The organism is Domibacillus sp. A3M-37 (assembly GCF_024213455.1).
Taxonomy (GTDB): Bacteria; Bacillota; Bacilli; order Bacillales; family Domibacillaceae; genus Domibacillus; species Domibacillus tundrae.
Genome location: NZ_JANAVL010000002.1, coordinates 124,873 through 139,855, shown reverse-complemented (window position 1 = coordinate 139,855; position 14,983 = coordinate 124,873). Strand labels below are relative to the sequence as shown.

At 45.3% G+C, this 14,983-nt stretch carries 16 protein-coding genes and 1 riboswitch; of the genes, 5 read left to right on the top strand and 11 right to left on the bottom strand.

The window, feature by feature from the left end; genetic code table 11:
- The first annotated feature begins 124 nt into the window (after nucleotides 1-124).
- Complete coding sequence (locus NLX67_RS04775; RefSeq protein WP_046179833.1) at nucleotides 125-325, top strand: hypothetical protein; 201 nt, start codon at nucleotides 125-127, stop codon at nucleotides 323-325.
- Here the strand turns inward: NLX67_RS04775 and NLX67_RS22995 are convergent.
- Together NLX67_RS22995 and NLX67_RS04765 are read right to left on the bottom strand one after the other, a co-directional pair.
- Nucleotides 283-435 (bottom strand): GyrI-like domain-containing protein, encoded by a 153-nt coding sequence (locus NLX67_RS22995; protein WP_254310584.1) that lies wholly within the window; start codon nucleotides 433-435, stop codon nucleotides 283-285. The two genes, NLX67_RS04775 and NLX67_RS22995, sit on opposite strands and share 43 nt — an antisense overlap.
- Before the next feature lie 57 nt (nucleotides 436-492).
- A complete protein-coding gene (locus tag NLX67_RS04765) occupies nucleotides 493-786 on the bottom strand; it encodes an HNH endonuclease (protein WP_046179834.1) in 294 nt (97 codons plus the stop codon).
- A 156-nt stretch (nucleotides 787-942) separates the two neighbouring features.
- A riboswitch (TPP riboswitch) is annotated at nucleotides 943-1,041 on the top strand.
- A 35-nt stretch (nucleotides 1,042-1,076) separates the two neighbouring features.
- Here NLX67_RS04765 and thiT point away from each other — a divergent pair.
- Nucleotides 1,077-1,613, top strand: a complete 537-nt coding sequence (gene thiT, locus NLX67_RS04760) for an energy-coupled thiamine transporter ThiT (RefSeq protein WP_254310583.1) — start codon at nucleotides 1,077-1,079, stop codon at nucleotides 1,611-1,613.
- A gap of 60 nt (nucleotides 1,614-1,673) precedes the next feature.
- On the opposite strand, the gene NLX67_RS04755 is transcribed toward thiT, so the two are convergent.
- Nucleotides 1,674-2,837, bottom strand: a complete 1,164-nt coding sequence (locus tag NLX67_RS04755) for an MFS transporter (protein WP_254310582.1) — start codon at nucleotides 2,835-2,837, stop codon at nucleotides 1,674-1,676.
- A 142-nt stretch (nucleotides 2,838-2,979) separates the two neighbouring features.
- On the opposite strand from NLX67_RS04755, the gene NLX67_RS04750 reads away from it, so the two are divergent.
- On the top strand, nucleotides 2,980-3,372 hold the full coding sequence (locus NLX67_RS04750; RefSeq protein ID WP_254310581.1) for a VOC family protein: 393 nt from the start codon (nucleotides 2,980-2,982) through the stop codon (nucleotides 3,370-3,372).
- 95 nt (nucleotides 3,373-3,467) lie between these two features.
- On the opposite strand, the gene NLX67_RS04745 is transcribed toward NLX67_RS04750, so the two are convergent.
- The 7 genes from NLX67_RS04745 to NLX67_RS04715 all read right to left on the bottom strand — a co-directional run bounded on the left by NLX67_RS04745 (nucleotide 3,468) and on the right by NLX67_RS04715 (nucleotide 10,898).
- A complete protein-coding gene (locus tag NLX67_RS04745; protein WP_046179837.1) occupies nucleotides 3,468-4,295 on the bottom strand; it encodes a carbohydrate ABC transporter permease in 828 nt (275 codons plus the stop codon).
- Nucleotides 4,296-4,310: 15 nt separating this feature from the next.
- The gene (locus tag NLX67_RS04740) at nucleotides 4,311-5,153 is read right to left on the bottom strand and encodes a carbohydrate ABC transporter permease (RefSeq protein ID WP_172645566.1); all 843 of its coding nucleotides are present in this window, start codon (nucleotides 5,151-5,153) and stop codon (nucleotides 4,311-4,313) included.
- Nucleotides 5,154-5,263: 110 nt separating this feature from the next.
- The gene (locus tag NLX67_RS04735) at nucleotides 5,264-6,529 is read right to left on the bottom strand and encodes an ABC transporter substrate-binding protein (RefSeq protein ID WP_254310580.1); all 1,266 of its coding nucleotides are present in this window, start codon (nucleotides 6,527-6,529) and stop codon (nucleotides 5,264-5,266) included.
- A gap of 33 nt (nucleotides 6,530-6,562) precedes the next feature.
- A complete protein-coding gene (locus NLX67_RS04730) occupies nucleotides 6,563-8,680 on the bottom strand; it encodes an amylo-alpha-1,6-glucosidase (RefSeq protein WP_254310579.1) in 2,118 nt (705 codons plus the stop codon).
- A gap of 65 nt (nucleotides 8,681-8,745) precedes the next feature.
- Nucleotides 8,746-9,777 carry a LacI family DNA-binding transcriptional regulator gene (locus tag NLX67_RS04725; protein ID WP_254310578.1) on the bottom strand — a complete coding sequence of 344 codons (1,032 nt, stop codon included), beginning with the start codon at nucleotides 9,775-9,777 and terminating at the stop codon, nucleotides 8,746-8,748.
- 153 nt (nucleotides 9,778-9,930) lie between these two features.
- Complete coding sequence (locus NLX67_RS04720; RefSeq protein WP_254310577.1) at nucleotides 9,931-10,440, bottom strand: cupin domain-containing protein; 510 nt, start codon at nucleotides 10,438-10,440, stop codon at nucleotides 9,931-9,933.
- Between the two features lie 68 nt (nucleotides 10,441-10,508).
- Nucleotides 10,509-10,898: a sporulation protein gene (locus NLX67_RS04715; protein WP_254310576.1), complete on the bottom strand. Its 390-nt coding sequence runs from the start codon at nucleotides 10,896-10,898 to the stop codon at nucleotides 10,509-10,511.
- A 237-nt stretch (nucleotides 10,899-11,135) separates the two neighbouring features.
- On the opposite strand from NLX67_RS04715, the gene NLX67_RS04710 reads away from it, so the two are divergent.
- Complete coding sequence (locus NLX67_RS04710; protein ID WP_172645560.1) at nucleotides 11,136-11,282, top strand: hypothetical protein; 147 nt, start codon at nucleotides 11,136-11,138, stop codon at nucleotides 11,280-11,282.
- 834 nt (nucleotides 11,283-12,116) lie between these two features.
- On the opposite strand, the gene NLX67_RS04705 is transcribed toward NLX67_RS04710, so the two are convergent.
- Nucleotides 12,117-13,559, bottom strand: a complete 1,443-nt coding sequence (locus tag NLX67_RS04705) for an aminotransferase-like domain-containing protein (RefSeq protein WP_046179845.1) — start codon at nucleotides 13,557-13,559, stop codon at nucleotides 12,117-12,119.
- 120 nt (nucleotides 13,560-13,679) lie between these two features.
- Here NLX67_RS04705 and NLX67_RS04700 point away from each other — a divergent pair, with 120 nt between their 5' ends.
- Nucleotides 13,680-14,597, top strand: a complete 918-nt coding sequence (locus NLX67_RS04700) for a DMT family transporter (protein WP_254310575.1) — start codon at nucleotides 13,680-13,682, stop codon at nucleotides 14,595-14,597.
- Nucleotides 14,598-14,983 lie beyond the last annotated feature (386 nt).

Genomic DNA, 14,983 nt, shown 5'->3' with positions numbered 1-14,983 from the left:
AAATAAGAAAAAAAGGCTGATCATGGACAGCCAAATTTATTTTTTGTCAGATAAATTAACAGGCTGCTTGTTATTGTTTTTCTTTGTTAACACAATAAAGACAAGGAGAGGAGCTGATTTTATAGTGTCAGCCTTTATATTAAATAATCTGCTGGCGGTTTTGTGGATCGCTCTTTTTATGAAATCGAAAAATGAAAAACAGCTGCAGGTGGCCCATTTTCTTTTTTTGGCCATCGCGATCGGTATTTTAATCCATTCTTGTTTGAGCGCTTTTGCTCCTCATTATTCAATCGGAACCCAAATTTCCGAATATGATTCTTCCTGATAAGGGTCTTCGTCCGGGTACCGTTCAAATTCTGGAATACCTGGTGCATGTTTATATGCATTCGATGGAAACCATTCCGCATAAATTTGTTTCCATGCCTCTTGGATCACGTCGACAAACTAACCATTACACGAAGACGGTCCTTGAGCGGGAACCGTCTTCGTTTTTTATTTGGACCGCTTCCGTTCATTCGACTTTCGCACCCTCACCAGTGTTTCAGCCGGCTGCTTGCGGATCCATTTGATGTATTTACTTATTTTTTCATCATGGCGCAAACGTTCAATCGTATCGTGGCACACAGCCAGTTCTTTATTCGTATAAAGTGCATGAATTTGTTTGTGGCACGTGCGGCACAAATTAGCGGTTGGGCCGTACGATCCGCCTTCTTCACGCGGCGTCAAATGATGGACCGTAGTTTCAACCGGTGAGCGCCCGCACAATTCACATGTGGATGGTTTCATCAAAGCACTCCTTTTCTTGTTATTGTACCAAAATCGTTTTGACGGCCGGAATATTTGGCAGATGGTCGGAATCTACTGAAATTCGACCATTTTAGCTTTTTGCCGACTGTTAGAGCTAATTCCCCAACCATTAAGTTCCTTTTATGCTAAAATGAACTAGACCACATGGGGAGTCTTCAGGCTGAGAACAGATACGATCTGGACCCATGGAACCTGTCGGATCATGCCGGCGCAGGGATGTGGATATTTTCCTCTTTCTTCGCGTACCGGCAAAGAAAGGAGGAAAAAGAATGAACCGTAAAGTACCACTGCAAGCCTTAATTGAAGCAGCCGTTATGGCGGCGCTTGCGTTTATTTTAGATTTGCTTCCAGCCATTAATATCGGGCCGTGGATATCTGTTTCAATTGCGATGCTTCCCGTATTTCTCGTCTCACTTCGCTGGGGATGGAAAATAGGTATGGCGTCCGGCTTTATTTGGGGGCTTCTACAAATTGCTTTAGGTGATGCCTACATTTTAACACCGCTTCAAGCATTCATTGAATATTTCATCGCATTTTCATTTGTCGGACTAGCGGGACTATTGGCGAGCCGTTCCCTATCGGCGCGCTCCATTGTATTAGCTGTTTTACTCGGCTGTCTCGCCCGCTACTTCTGGCATTTCATCGCCGGTTGGGTGTATTTTGCCGAATACGCGCCGGAAGGGATGCCTGCTGCGCTTTATTCGTTGATCGTCAACGGCGGAACGGCACTTTTAACCTTTGTTTTATGTGCCATTGTGCTTGTTCTGCTTTGGAAAACAGCTCCAAGGCTTTTTAAAACAACATAATGTTTTTTGAAAGACCGGTCCTGTGCCGGTCTTTTTTTGTTCTCAAAAAACCGTCTCCTGTTAAGAAGACGGTTTAAAAGCTGATGCTTGCTTTCCCGAAAAAAACAGTGCCGTAAAAAGCAGAAGCAGCATGATGCTGATTGTGTAAAAAAAGCTGAATCCCTGCCCGAATTGAATAACCGTTCCGCCGACAAATGGTCCAAAAATGCTGCCGATGCTAAACAAGATGCTGCACATAATATTTCCCGCTGGCAGAAGTGTTTTCGGCAATAAGTCCACCATGTAGGAAAGGCCAAGCGAAAAAATCGATCCGACGAGCATGCCCGCGATAAAAAAGCAGACAAATAAAGCGGTTTTCGATTCTTCCAGCCAGCCGGCGAACATAAAGACGGCGACACCGGCAGCCGTTACGGTCATCAGTACGTTTCTCCGGATAAACCGATCACTCAGCATGCCAAGCGGCAGCTGAAACACAATGCTGCCGATCGCGAATGCCGACAAAATAATCGATAAGGCGCTGACGTCCAGACCGAGCCGCAATGCATAGACTGGAAAGCTTCCGTTCAATGAAGACTCTAAAAAGCCGTAGCCAAATGGGAACAAAAGCGCCACCCATCCATATTTCCAAACGCGGCCGAACCGATGAAATGTATGAATAAATGATGTTTTTTCCACCACTTCTTCCGGGTAATCATTTTTCAGGAAAAACAATCCAGACCAAACGAGCAGGCTCATAAACGACGCCAGCAAAAACGGCAGTGGTTCAGCCACACCAGCCAGGCGCGTCATGACCGGGCCGATGCCAAAGCCGAGCCCAAATGACAATCCGTAAAGTGCAATGTTGCGCCCACGCTTGTCTTCCGGCGAAAAAGCGGTCAGCCACGTTTGGGAAGCGAAATGAAGCATATTGTTGCCAATCCCGATTACAATTCGCAGCACAAGCCAAAACAGGAGCGATTTCCACACCGCAAAAAGAGCAAGACAGGCCACATCTGCGAATCCGCCCGCAATCATCACCCGCCTATAGCCGAATTTCCTCAGCAGCCCTTCCATAAATGGCGCTGCGACGAGCATGCCGGCATACATCGCTGCCGCATGCAGCCCGTTCACCGATGAGGACACACCATCCTGCTCAAAAATAATCGCCACGAGCGGAATAAGCATCCCTTGCGTAAACCCCGATACCGCCACCACTGCGATAATCATCCAAAATCGGAATTTCATTCATTCTTCCTTCTTTCTATTTGCTATATTACAAAAATGTTTAAAACACCCCATTTAGATTATCGCCGGACCGAACCCCTGTCAATTGCCGATTTCAGTTATAATAGAAAAAATGAATTTCATCACGAAAGGAGCCTTTTCAATGCAGCCCATTACCCCTTTTTTCATGTTTGAAGGCAACGCGGAAGAAGCAATGAATTTTTATCTGTCTATTTTTGAAGGAGCTTCTATTTCGCATATTACACGGTACGGCGCAAATGAAGCGGGAAAAGAAGGATCAGTACAGCAGGCTATTTTCACTCTGAACGGTCAGACATTCATGTGCATTGACAGCCCGATAAAGCACGATTTCACCTTTACTCCTGCTCTTTCTTTGTATATTACTTGTGACACAGAGGAAGAGATTGACCGCCTGTATGGGGCGCTGTCAATTGGCGGGGCCGTACTTATGCCGATTAACGCCTATCCGTTCAGCCAAAAATTCGCCTGGTTCAATGACCGGTTCGGTGTTTCCTGGCAATTAAACCTTCTTTAACCCATAAATCCGGCGTGCTCATAAAAAAAGCCCGCCGGATTTATGTCCACTCGCACCACAAAAAAAGCCGCCTCATAATGAGACAGCTTATCCCTTTATTTTCCGCCGGTAAAAGAAATACCTTTAATGAAATAGCGGTTAAAGAATCCGTAGAGAATCAGGACCGGCAATGTAAAGACCATCGAAGCGGCCATAATGTAATTCCAATAGCTGATGTACTGCCCTTTAAACGTATTCAATCCGACCGGAAGCGTAAACATCTCTGCATTGGTCATGATGATAAGTGGGCGCATAAAGTCATTCCAGAAGCCCATAAAGACGAAAATCGCTTGAGCGGACAGCGCTGGAACCGCCAATGGCAGCACGATCCGGAAAAACAAGCCGATTCTGGTCAAGCCGTCGATTTCCGCTGCTTCCTCCACTTCTTTCGGGAAGTTAATAAAGAACTGGCGCATCATAAAAATAAAGGTCGCATTAATCATGCCCGGCACAATAATACCCTGATAGCTGTTCAGCCAGCCAAATTCTTTCAAGATCAAGTAATTAGGCACGAGCGTGACTTGCATCGGAATCATGAGAACAGCCAAAATGATGATGAACAGCGGCTTTTTCCCCGGAAAGGACAGCCGTGCAAGCGCATAACCCGCCATTGAATTAAAAATCAGATTCAATGCTGTGCCAACGACGGCAATGAAGGCGCTGTTAAACAGCCAGCGTGTAAACAGTTCTTCCCGAATGAAAATCTGTTTATAGTTGTCAAATGTAAATTCTTTCGGGATAAAGCTGATGCCCCCGTTCACGATCTCTCCTAATGTTTTAAAAGAGGAAGAGAGCGCCCATAAAAAAGGAATGAGCGTGACAACAGCGTATAGAATCAATATCGCATATAGGATCATTTTGCCGATCGACATCGATTTTTTCATTTTTATCTCTCCTCCTTAATAAAGGGATTCTTCTTTTGAAAATTTCCGCTGCAGCAGTGTAGCAATTAAAATGACAATGGCCAGCAAAAAGGCCAGTGCCGCTGCATAGCCCATCGTTCCCATGCTCTTAAATGCATATTGATAAATTAATAGAACAACAGTTAGTGTAGAATTATCCGGCCCACCGGAACCTGCCGAGAAAATATACGACTGGTCAAACAGCTGAAAGGTGCCAATTAACCCCATAATAAAGACGAAAGAGGTGATCGGCCGAAGCTGCGGTACGGTAATGTACCAGAACTTTTTAATCGGCCCTGCTCCGTCAAGCTCTGCCGCCTCATAAAGCGAATCCGGGATACCTTGAAGTGCAGCTAAATAAATGACCATGAAAAATGGAGCAGTCGACCAAATATTCATGACCATAATCGCAGCAAGCGCAACTTGCGGATCACCGAGAAAATTGTACGTCGGAAGACCAAGTGTATCGAGCATAAAGTTAACAAGCCCTTCCTTGTTGTACATCCACATGAAAATAAGTGTGAGCACAGCGGAGGATGTCAAGGTCGGAAGAAAGTAGACAATGCGGAAAAACTTTTCGCCTTTTAAACCCGCGTTTAACGTAGCAGCAAGCACAATTGCAAGGAACGTCTGAGTGGGTACGACGATGATCACGTATTTAAATGTGTTCCACACCGCAATTTTCGCACGTTCATCGTCGAAGACGCGTGAATAGTTATCGAGCCCAACAAATTGATAGCTTGTTCCGCCAAGCAGCTCTACTTTATGAAAAGATAAAAAAATCGCGTAAAGAATCGGTCCTAAAATGAACAAGAGCAATACAAAAATCGTTGGGCTCATAAAAAAATAACCTTGTCCGATTTCACGCCATTTCTTCGCCGATATCGTCCGTTTCAATGTGAGTCATCTCCTTAAGGATCAAGCGGACCGCCAAGGCAGTCCGCTCAATCTTATTGATTCGCGTCAATTTCGCTGTTCGCCTGATCTTCCGCTGCTTTTAGCGCCTCATCAAGCGGCTGGTCTCCTAAAAACGCACTGACAAATTGATTGTTAAAGTTATTTGTAATAATTGGTAGATTTGTTCCATTTGCCCATACCGTTGCATAGCTTGCGCCGGTCACGATCGGTCCGCGCAATTCATCCTGGTCATAGCCAAGTTTTTCTGCGACAGACTTACGTGTTGGAAGAGCGAATCCTTTGCTTGTCCACGTCTCCATTCCTTCTTTTCCAGTCAAGTACTCAATCAGCTTCCACGATGCTTCTTTTTGCTGGGATTCTTTATTCATGACATACGATACAGTGTAGGCCATCGTCGCTTTTTCCCCTTTAATGGCCGGTACTTCGGCTGTGCCGTACTCAATGTCCGGGAATGTTTCTTCCATAAATGGAATCGCCCAGTTTCCTTCAATCACCATCGCTGCTTTTCCTTGACCAAACATTTCGGCACCCCACGATGCACCGACTTCTTTCGGTTCCGCAGCGGATTTATCCACATTATGCATATCAATAACCGGCTGAATGGCTTCCACTACTTTCGAATCAGCAAAGCTAGCACGGTCATCTGTCACGATGCTGCCGCCCGATGATTCCGCGAGGAAATACTGACGCGCTAGTTCAGGAGCTACTCCATAACCGTATACGCCATCTTTCGTCAGCTTTTTCGCAGCCGCGCGAAATTCTTCCCACGTTTGCGGCACTTCTACGCCGGCATCGGCAAGCATTTGTTTATTGTAAAATAACGCAAGTGTCGAAAAGTCTTTCGGGAATCCATATGTGGCGCCATCTTTTTGGAAAGCTTCTAACAACGGCTTTTCAAAATCCGCCGTATCAAATTCATCCGTCACATACTCATCAAGTGGTTCGAGGACGCCTGTTTCAATGAGGGCAGGCGCTTCAAAGGCATCCAGATAAAAGACATCCGGACCTTCTCCGCCGATCAGGCGGGTTTTCATGACATCCATGTATTGATCCGCAATGACTTCATGCTTTACATCAATATCAGGATTTTTCGCTTCAAAGTCATCCAATGTTTGCTGCAAAAGCTCCTGCTCCTGCGGATTGCCGCCCCAGCCAGCTAATGTGACCGTCACTTTTTCTCCATCTCCGCCTGATGATCCTTGATCAGATGATTCCCCGTTATCGCCGCTGCATCCCGCCAATACGCTTCCTGCTAAAAGTGTCGACATTGTTAAACCAGCAAACCATTTCTTTTTCATGTGTGGTTCCTCCCCTAATGGTTAAATAGATTTTTAGTTGGATGAAATACGCATTGCTTCTTCTGTCATCATGACTTCACAACCGGTTGTATTTTCTTGAATCTCTACTTTGATGACGCCGTTTTTTCGGTAAATGGAAACAGACAGCTTTCCTTCGCCAATTTGCATGTCATTCACATGTAAATAGTCCATGCCCGGCAGTAAAAGAGGGTGCAGTGAAATCTGCTTATTTGGTACGTCCGGAAACAGTCCTAAAAGTGACTGGATAAAGACAAGCGGCGTGCCGGCCGCCCATGCTTGTGGCGAGCAGGCAACCGGGTATTTAACAGCCGGGCCCATTTCTTTTGAATACCCGCAAAATAGTTCAGGCAGACGGCTGTACTCAAAATGCTTGGAAGCCTCAATCAATCCGCCGATCACTTTTGTTATTGCTTCCGGCTGACGCATTTTGCTGAGACCAAATAAAATCATGCTGTTATCATGCGGCCAGACACTGCCATCGTGATAGCTCATCGGATTGTATCCCGCTTCTCCTTCCGCCATCGTCCGAATGCCGTACCCAGAAAACAACAGCGATGAAGTAAGCGTTTTCGAAACTTGATCGAGCCGGTCTCCTTCCACAAGCCCCGACCAGAGCGTATGTCCAGGGTTCGATGTGATGGTACCCACTTGTTTTTTGTCAGCGTCTAATGCGATCGCATAATAACCGGCATCATCCATCCAAAATGCTTCATTATATGCTTCTTTTAACTGTTGTGCTTGTTCCCGGAGCTGCTTCGCTTTTTCAGTTTCTCTGTTTTGTTCAAACAATTCAGCTAATCCTGTTTTGGCCTGGTATATATATCCTTGTACTTCACTGAGAGCAATTGGTGAAGCCGCATAATCACCGTTGCGGTGTACAATTGAGTCGCCTGAATCTTTCCATCCTTGATTCGCGATGCCTTTTTCTGACTCCTGGTGATATTCAACGAAGCCATCGCCGTCCCGGTCTCCGTATTGATCGATCCACTGAAGTGCCGCTTCCACATTGGGAGACAATTCTTTGAATAGCTCCTGGTCGCCGGTCCATTTCACATATTCCACCAGCAGCATCAAAAAGAGCGGTGTCGCGTCAACGGTGCCATAATACGGCGTGAATGGAACCTGGTTTGTATTCGCCAGTTCACCGTAACGGATTTCGTGCATAATTTTGCCCGGCTGCTCATCACGCCATGGATCATTTTTCGTTCCTTGGTAATGGGCCATCGTCCGAAGTGTTCCTTTTGCCACATCCGATGCAAATGGCAGCAGCTGCAAGGCGGCAATGATACTGTCACGGCCAAACGGAACACCAAACCATGGCAGCCCCGCGACAGGAAAACGGCCAAAGCCGACGTCTGTCATTAAGACTCGCAAATCCGCCGTTCCTCTTTGAATGAGTTCATTGAAAGCGGGCATGCCGGTCTCAAATTTTGGCAGCGCTTTATTCCATGATTCATGAGAAGCTTTCAATTCGTTCCATGCTGTCTGACGATCGACCGGCGCAAAGTTTTCTTCCCCAATGAGCGGCTGAATCATCAATGTAATGGTGCGGGAATGCCCGTGTTCAAGCGTAATATCATAATGCAAACTATCCTTCGTTGCTTTCGACGGCGCTTCATTCCATTGAACACGCGTGCGGCGTTTTATGTTATCTGCTCCGTCATAATGAAATTCAAGCGCCTCATCTGTCAATTCAGCCGGCCGGGCCGAACCGATTTCTCCGTACTGAAAACCGCGGGCAATAAACATATCTGTAAAATCAGCGTCAAGATGCAGGCTGATTTCAAATGACACTTCTTTCGGAAAAAAGCTGGCAACCGTAATCATTTCATACAGTACGCCATTTGCGATAAAGCGCTCTCTTTTCAGTTCAATCGATTCTCTCCATAAAATCAGGTCGCCGTTTTGCTCCTGGTGCGGATTTGTCAATAATATAACCGATCGCACATTTTCTGCTCCGCTTGAATGAAGCGCAATGGGTTCTTCTCCATTAATTTTTAGTTCAAGCTGGCTAAGCATCCGCGTGTCTTTCGTATAAAGCCCCAGTTCGTACGGATGGTTAGAAGTAATATCTCCTTTTTCATCCGTCAGCAAAAATAAATCATTTTCTTTTAAAACTCGATAAGTCAATTTTTCCACTCTCCTCTGACACAGTAACCCGAAACGTTTCGGATTTTGATAAAAAAGAATGTCCGCTACTTATGCGAACGTTTTTCCTTTACTTTTTTGCATGACTGCCGCTCTTGCAGCGTGTGTTCCATAATAATGTGTTTTGCCACGCTTTCGTTTTTCAATATAGAAATGAGCTGCTTGGCCGCTTCCTGCCCTAATCCGTACATATTTTGGGCGATTGTCGTCAATTGCGGCTGTACGTATGATGATAACAAAATATCATCAAACCCGATCAGCGACACATCATTTGGAATTTGTCTTCCGGAAGCATGTATCTCTTTGATTGCGCCGATTGCCATCAAATCACTGGCGCAAAACAAAGCAGTGATTTCCGGATTTTGCTCCAGCAGTTTGAGAGCTGCTCTGCCTCCTGCTCCTTCTTCGAATTTACCGTTTCCTGTATATTCCATACAGAAAGGAATGCCCGCTTTTTGCAACGCCGACTGATACCCTTCCAGCCGATGCCTGCTGACAAACGCGAATTCATGGCCGTTTACAAATCCAATATGCCGATGTCCGAGCGAAATCAAATAACTGACGGCTTCTTCGGCTCCTTTTCGGTTATCAATCGAAACAGAACCCACATGCTCACTTGTCACCGGTATATCAATGAATACACACGGAATATTGCTGTCAACCACTTCCTGCAAGTACGGATCATCTGTCCGGATCCCCTGCACAATAACGCCATCTACGCGCCTCTCCATACAAAGTTCCCGATACGTTTTTTCCCGCTGCTTGGATGAGGTTGTATTAAACAAAATCAGATCATAATCAGTAGACGCAACATACTCATTAATACCGGTCATCACTTCCGCAAAGAAATTGTCTTTTACACTTTCCCGTGTGAATCCGGAAACAAGCAGGCCAATCGTCTTTGACTGATTCATCACAAGGCTTCGCGCAATCGAATTTGGTGAATAGTTTAATTCTTTTGATGCCTGAATAATGCGCTGGCGTGTTTGCTCATTGACATCTCCATAGCCGTTCAGAGCGCGGGAAACCGTCGTAACAGAAACACCAACGTGTTTTGCAATATCTTTAATTGTGACCATTTCCCTCACTCCATTATGTTACAAACTCAATCCGAAACGTTTTGGATGTTGTTAAAAAGGATATTACACTAATTTGTTACCGTTTACAATAATATTTGAAATTTTTTATTTTTTCTATAAAACAGATTTATGTCCATAAAAAAAAGGCCGCTGCTAGTTCGCAGCTGCCTTCCATTGATGGAGCAGTGGTCCGTCACTCCCGAAAACCGGATCGGTATCTGGAACCGAGACATTCGCGATTTCACTGAGCGACTCGGCCCGTACAGCCGGATCCCGTTTTTTCAAGTTTGGACTTTTCCCGTCCGGATATGCGCCGACAACCGAAAAGTCCGGGCTTTGTTTGAGCCGTTTGTGGCCTGTCCCAGCTGGCAGCACAATGACGTCGCCCGTCTTTAATTCCAGCTGTTCGCCCTGTTCGCCGCCAATCAGCACGACCGCAGTCCCTGAGTTTATTCCGAGCACTTCATGCGTGTTCGTATGATAATGATGATAGTCAAATACACCGTTTACCCAGCTGTTTGTCCAGCCATTCCGGTTAAACACCGGTTCAATATCATTGGGATTGTCCGCAAATACCCCCGCATAAACAACCACCGGCAGCTTCGCGTTATTGGGAATCTCACCATCATCTTTAAACTGAAAAGAAGAAATGTTCGAATTCATTCGTACCCGCTCCTTTTTGTTTAACGTAACAGTTTGTTATACCCAGATGCGGGACCGATACTCATTTTTCATGAAAATGATGGCTGTGTAACATGAATCGCATCTTGCCCGACACATTTCTTTCCGTCACCAAAACAAAGCTTCGTTTCAAAATAATAACGGCTTCCCTCCATTTGAGCCGGAAGCTGAAATGAAAATGGGATACGTTTCGATGTATTTGGCGGAATGTGTTCTGACATAAAAATCATAATTGCATCTGCGGCCGGTGACTGCGCTGCAGCACTTTCCGTCAACAAATCGCATTCGAGGCGGCTTAATTTTTGCTCAAACAGCCCGCCTTTTATAATAAAAGAACCCGTCACTTTTTCACCGGGAAAAAATTCGTTTTTATCCAGCAACAAATCGATATGCAGTGAGCCAATACGACCTTTGACCTCACTCATTAACTTATTCAACATACCTGGCTGTTCCCTCCATTGCTTGAAAATAAATATTGGCGTAATCGCCTGATAAACACGTACTATACGCCCGTTTTGACGATTTGTAAAGAGGAAGAGAAAAAATTATATTGCTAAAAAATTATAAGCATTATCGTTAATGAACAATCTGTTAAAAAAAGCGCTTGTAACCATGATTCCTCCTGCATGAAAATCATGTTTTTCCACACGCTACTTATACGGAAATGGAGGTGTTTGATGATGGAGAAGGTGCAAAATACAGGACAGCGTATTCAAGAAACGGCAGATGAATTAATGAAGCAAGGTGTGCCGCCAAAAGCCGCTGCCTTCGCTGCTTCCATGGGTTTTTTACGAGAGCTGCAAAAAACAACAAACAAAAGGTAACGGGCAAAATGGAAAAATAACTTTTCTAACAAAATGTATATTTATTGGAAGTAACATTTGTTTTTATACTGAATTGGAATAAATTTATTTCTTTGAGATTACGATCGTGCAGTGGAAATAACAATCGTTTTAAAAGAAATTTTCCGCCCGGCTGCGCCAGCACCACACCGCGGCAAGTCGTGTCCCATGCACCCGGGATTCTCCGGGCTTTTCATCGAGCTGTAGCGGGCGCGCTATGGCACAAATGCCATCTTCCGCGCTTACAGCTTAATGAAAGGCGGCACGTATTTGCTGCGGGCTGGACACGTCGGCGGTCATAAAAGACCTTCGCATGGAAATAAACAGCAGTCAATCAGGCGTTTTTCCTGAATGCCCTTGCTTCCGCATACACCGCACATTTAGAACAAACGCTTCTCTTTCGATTTTTCTGATTCACTTGAAATAGCGGTTCACTTTTCGTTTTGCACAAAGCGCATTTAGACTTGGCCAGCCGATCCACCACACGATATCTAATAGATTGTAAATATGTAAGGTTGCTTGTTTTCATAATGACCATCCTCCCTTTTTCTATAATTTCGATAGAATAAGAGATATTTCCTGTAAAAATCGTTCATCAAATCACGACAAAAAACGCGGTCACACGGATACATGGATCGCGCTTTTTTCGAAAAAATTCAAATATTAATTTGTAAGGATCAAATGCTAAGAACGCGACGTCCTGTCGCAACGCATTTGTGACCTGCTTCGTGCAGGCCCAAGAACGCGACGTCCTGCTGCAAGCATTCGTGACCTGCTTCGTGCAGGTCTTTGGAAGCCCTTTGCTTTCGAGGCTTTTTATCGTTTTTCCTTTAAAAAGGCATTCGTCAACGCAGCAAATAGCTGAAGCCCCTCGGTTAAATCATGCTCACTCATCAGTGAATATGTCAGCCTCATATGATGATCCGGCGGCTCATACGGAAAACAGACATGTCCTGGCAAAAACGAAAGATCTCTCTGCAAGCAATACTCATATAAGGCCATCGTCGAGACGTTATCCGGGAATGTCAGCCAAATGTTCAGCCCGCCTTCGGGTATTGTCCACGATACAGAGGAAGGAAAAGAATCCGCTAAAATCGCGATCGTTTTATCACGGCGCAGCTCGAGTGCGACACGCAGCTTTTCAAAATGCTGGCGCATCCGGTCTGACGTTAAAAACGGCAGCACCGCACGCTGTGTTAAAAGCGGCGTCCCCAAATCGGAAGAAGCTTTCGCTGTTAGCAGCATTTGCTTAAACGGGCCTTCCGCAAAAATCGTCCCCACTCGAATGCCAGGTGCAAGTGCTTTACTGAAGCCTTTCAAAAATAAAACCCGCCCGTCATCATCCAACGATTTGATCGGCTTCGGCGGCGGTTTCTCATCAAAGTACAGCTCGCTCCACGAATCATCTTCTATAATAAATAAACCGTGCAGCTGAGCTTGGTGCAGCACTTCTTTCCGGCGCCGGGCGCTCATTGAACGGCCCGTAGGATTTTGAAACGTTGGGTTCACATACATCGCTTTCGGATGATATGTTTTCGCGACGTGCGCCAGCAAATCAGCCCGCATGCCTTCTTCATCCATCGCAATCGGAATCACTTTCGCTCCCCGGTTCATGAAAATATCCAGCACGCCAGGGTAAGTTGGCGCTTCTGTTACGACGACATCCCCCGGACCAATGAGCGCTTTTGCGATCAATTCGATGCCTTGATGAAGCCCAGTCGTCATAATCAACTCATCCGCTGACGCAGAAAGGCCAAGCTGTGTCGTCAAATACGCCGCAAACGCTTCTCGTGTCTGCGCATCTCCCTGCACCTCTCCGTATGTCCCTAAAATAGCTGGTTCTGCCTTGAGCATATCCTTTAACTGATCCGCCAAGTACATCGTCGGCAGCAGCCCGGGATTCATCGCCGAATAATCGAATGCATATGTCGTCTTCGGCCGGGAATGAAAGCTGCTTCGCGTTAAATATCCCGGAATCGCCAGCTGCCAGTCGAATGCACTGACAAACGTTTCCTTCCGAACAGGACGCTCCACAAAGACCCCTTTGCCTTGAATACTTTTCACCATTCCCGCCTGCTCCAGCTTTTTATATGCTTTATGAATCGTTAAAAAACTAACGCCTGAATCCGCTGACAATTGACGGACCGATGGCAGCTTCTCACCGCCGCTTATCATATTCGTTTGAATGCGGCCCGCCAACTGATAAAAAATTTGATCCGTTAAGGACTCATGTGATGTTCGAGAAAGAAACAGCTTCATATGGATCACCTCACTCTCAGTATAAAGGAAAACGCCCAGGCATCTTTGGCAACTGTTATAAAAGATGTTTTACTGTTATACAGGAAAGCCCGTATGATGCTGTAAAAAGGAGGCATCATCATGATTTTATTTCATTACGTACTAATTTGTTTAATCTTTGGCACGACCTTTTTAGCGATCAAAGTGGGCGTTGACGCTGGCGTCGATCCTCTTTTATCTGCCGGATTGCGCTTTTTCATCGCCGGACTGCTCGTCGTGGTCTACTTTGCCATTCGGAAACAGTTCGTTTTTTCTTTTTTTTGGTCAAAATCGGTTTTGCTCATTGGATTTTGCTTAACGACGATGACATTTGCGACATTATACTGGGCGGAACAGTATATCACGTCCGGATTGGCATCAGTTCTTTCCGCATTTGGCCCGATTATGGTTTTTCTCCTTCATACTAAAACAACGAAAACAAACATAAGCATCAGCCAGGGAATCGGGCTGCTTTTAGGCATACTCGGTGTCCTGCTTATTTCGTTTCCCGGACTTCAACACGAGCTATCGGTTCGCTGGTTTCTGGCAGCTGTCGCGGTTGTTTTCGGGCAATTCTTTTACAGCATCGGCGCCGTTCACTCAAAATCGTTCTTAAAAGAGAACCCATCTGCTTCTCCGTTTTTCATTAACGGTGTTCAAATGATGATAGGCGGATTGTTTTTGCTCATCTTGTCGATTGTTTTTGAACGGCCCTCGCTCAGCAGCCTCATCTTGCCGGATGTTCAAGTGTCGCTGCTTTATTTAATCGTCATCGGTTCGATTGCTGGACACGGGTTGTTTTACTCGCTTGTTCATAAAACCAACCCTGTTTTTCCATCCACTTGGCTGTATGTTTCGCCTGTCATCGCTGTATCATTGGGGGCCTTACTGCTGGACGAAACGCTTTCAGCGGTTACAGCTGTGGGTGCAGTAAGCATTTTAATTGGCGTATTTCTTATCAATAAGCATATGCTGCTGAGCATGTGGAAAACAGGAAAATTGCTGAAAAAAGTGGAGTGAGATGAAAAACAGCGGGACGTCAAAAGTGTTTACTAATTGGAATGCAGCACATATTCAAGAAGATTTCTGCATAGCTTTAAAAAGTGTTAAGGATACGAGACTATTTTGGAAGGATCTTTTTCCTCAAGATCCTTCCATTGTCTATTTTTCTATCGTCACGCTTGTTTTGTGATTTCCTTTTCTTCTTGGAAACCAAGATACACAGCCGTAAAAAAACCTCCTGCCCCTGCTGCTAAAAAATAAAGAGTCGTATCCCACCACCAAAAACGATCATAAAAATGCAAAATGCACCCTAAAAAAATATGCAAAACGGTCCATATAATAGCTGAGAAAAATGGGCATATTAAAGGGACTCTTCCTAAAATGTAAGAGTAAAAGCGGAAGCG

Excerpts from the sequence above, each read along its gene's own strand:
- NLX67_RS04765 (WP_046179834.1), bottom strand. The coding sequence starts at position 786 with ATGAAACCATCCACATGTGAATTGTGCGGGCGCTCACCGGTTGAAACT.
- thiT (WP_254310583.1), top strand. The coding sequence starts at position 1,077 with ATGAACCGTAAAGTACCACTGCAAGCCTTAATTGAAGCAGCCGTTATG.
- NLX67_RS04755 (WP_254310582.1), bottom strand. The coding sequence starts at position 2,837 with ATGAAATTCCGATTTTGGATGATTATCGCAGTGGTGGCGGTATCGGGG.
- NLX67_RS04750 (WP_254310581.1), top strand. The coding sequence starts at position 2,980 with ATGCAGCCCATTACCCCTTTTTTCATGTTTGAAGGCAACGCGGAAGAA.
- NLX67_RS04745 (WP_046179837.1), bottom strand. The coding sequence starts at position 4,295 with ATGAAAAAATCGATGTCGATCGGCAAAATGATCCTATATGCGATATTG.
- NLX67_RS04740 (WP_172645566.1), bottom strand. The coding sequence starts at position 5,153 with ATGAGCCCAACGATTTTTGTATTGCTCTTGTTCATTTTAGGACCGATT.
- NLX67_RS04735 (WP_254310580.1), bottom strand. The coding sequence starts at position 6,529 with ATGAAAAAGAAATGGTTTGCTGGTTTAACAATGTCGACACTTTTAGCA.
- NLX67_RS04725 (WP_254310578.1), bottom strand. The coding sequence starts at position 9,777 with ATGGTCACAATTAAAGATATTGCAAAACACGTTGGTGTTTCTGTTACG.
- NLX67_RS04720 (WP_254310577.1), bottom strand. The coding sequence starts at position 10,440 with ATGAATTCGAACATTTCTTCTTTTCAGTTTAAAGATGATGGTGAGATT.
- NLX67_RS04715 (WP_254310576.1), bottom strand. The coding sequence starts at position 10,898 with ATGTTGAATAAGTTAATGAGTGAGGTCAAAGGTCGTATTGGCTCACTG.
- NLX67_RS04710 (WP_172645560.1), top strand. The coding sequence starts at position 11,136 with ATGATGGAGAAGGTGCAAAATACAGGACAGCGTATTCAAGAAACGGCA.
- NLX67_RS04705 (WP_046179845.1), bottom strand. The coding sequence starts at position 13,559 with ATGAAGCTGTTTCTTTCTCGAACATCACATGAGTCCTTAACGGATCAA.
- NLX67_RS04700 (WP_254310575.1), top strand. The coding sequence starts at position 13,680 with ATGATTTTATTTCATTACGTACTAATTTGTTTAATCTTTGGCACGACC.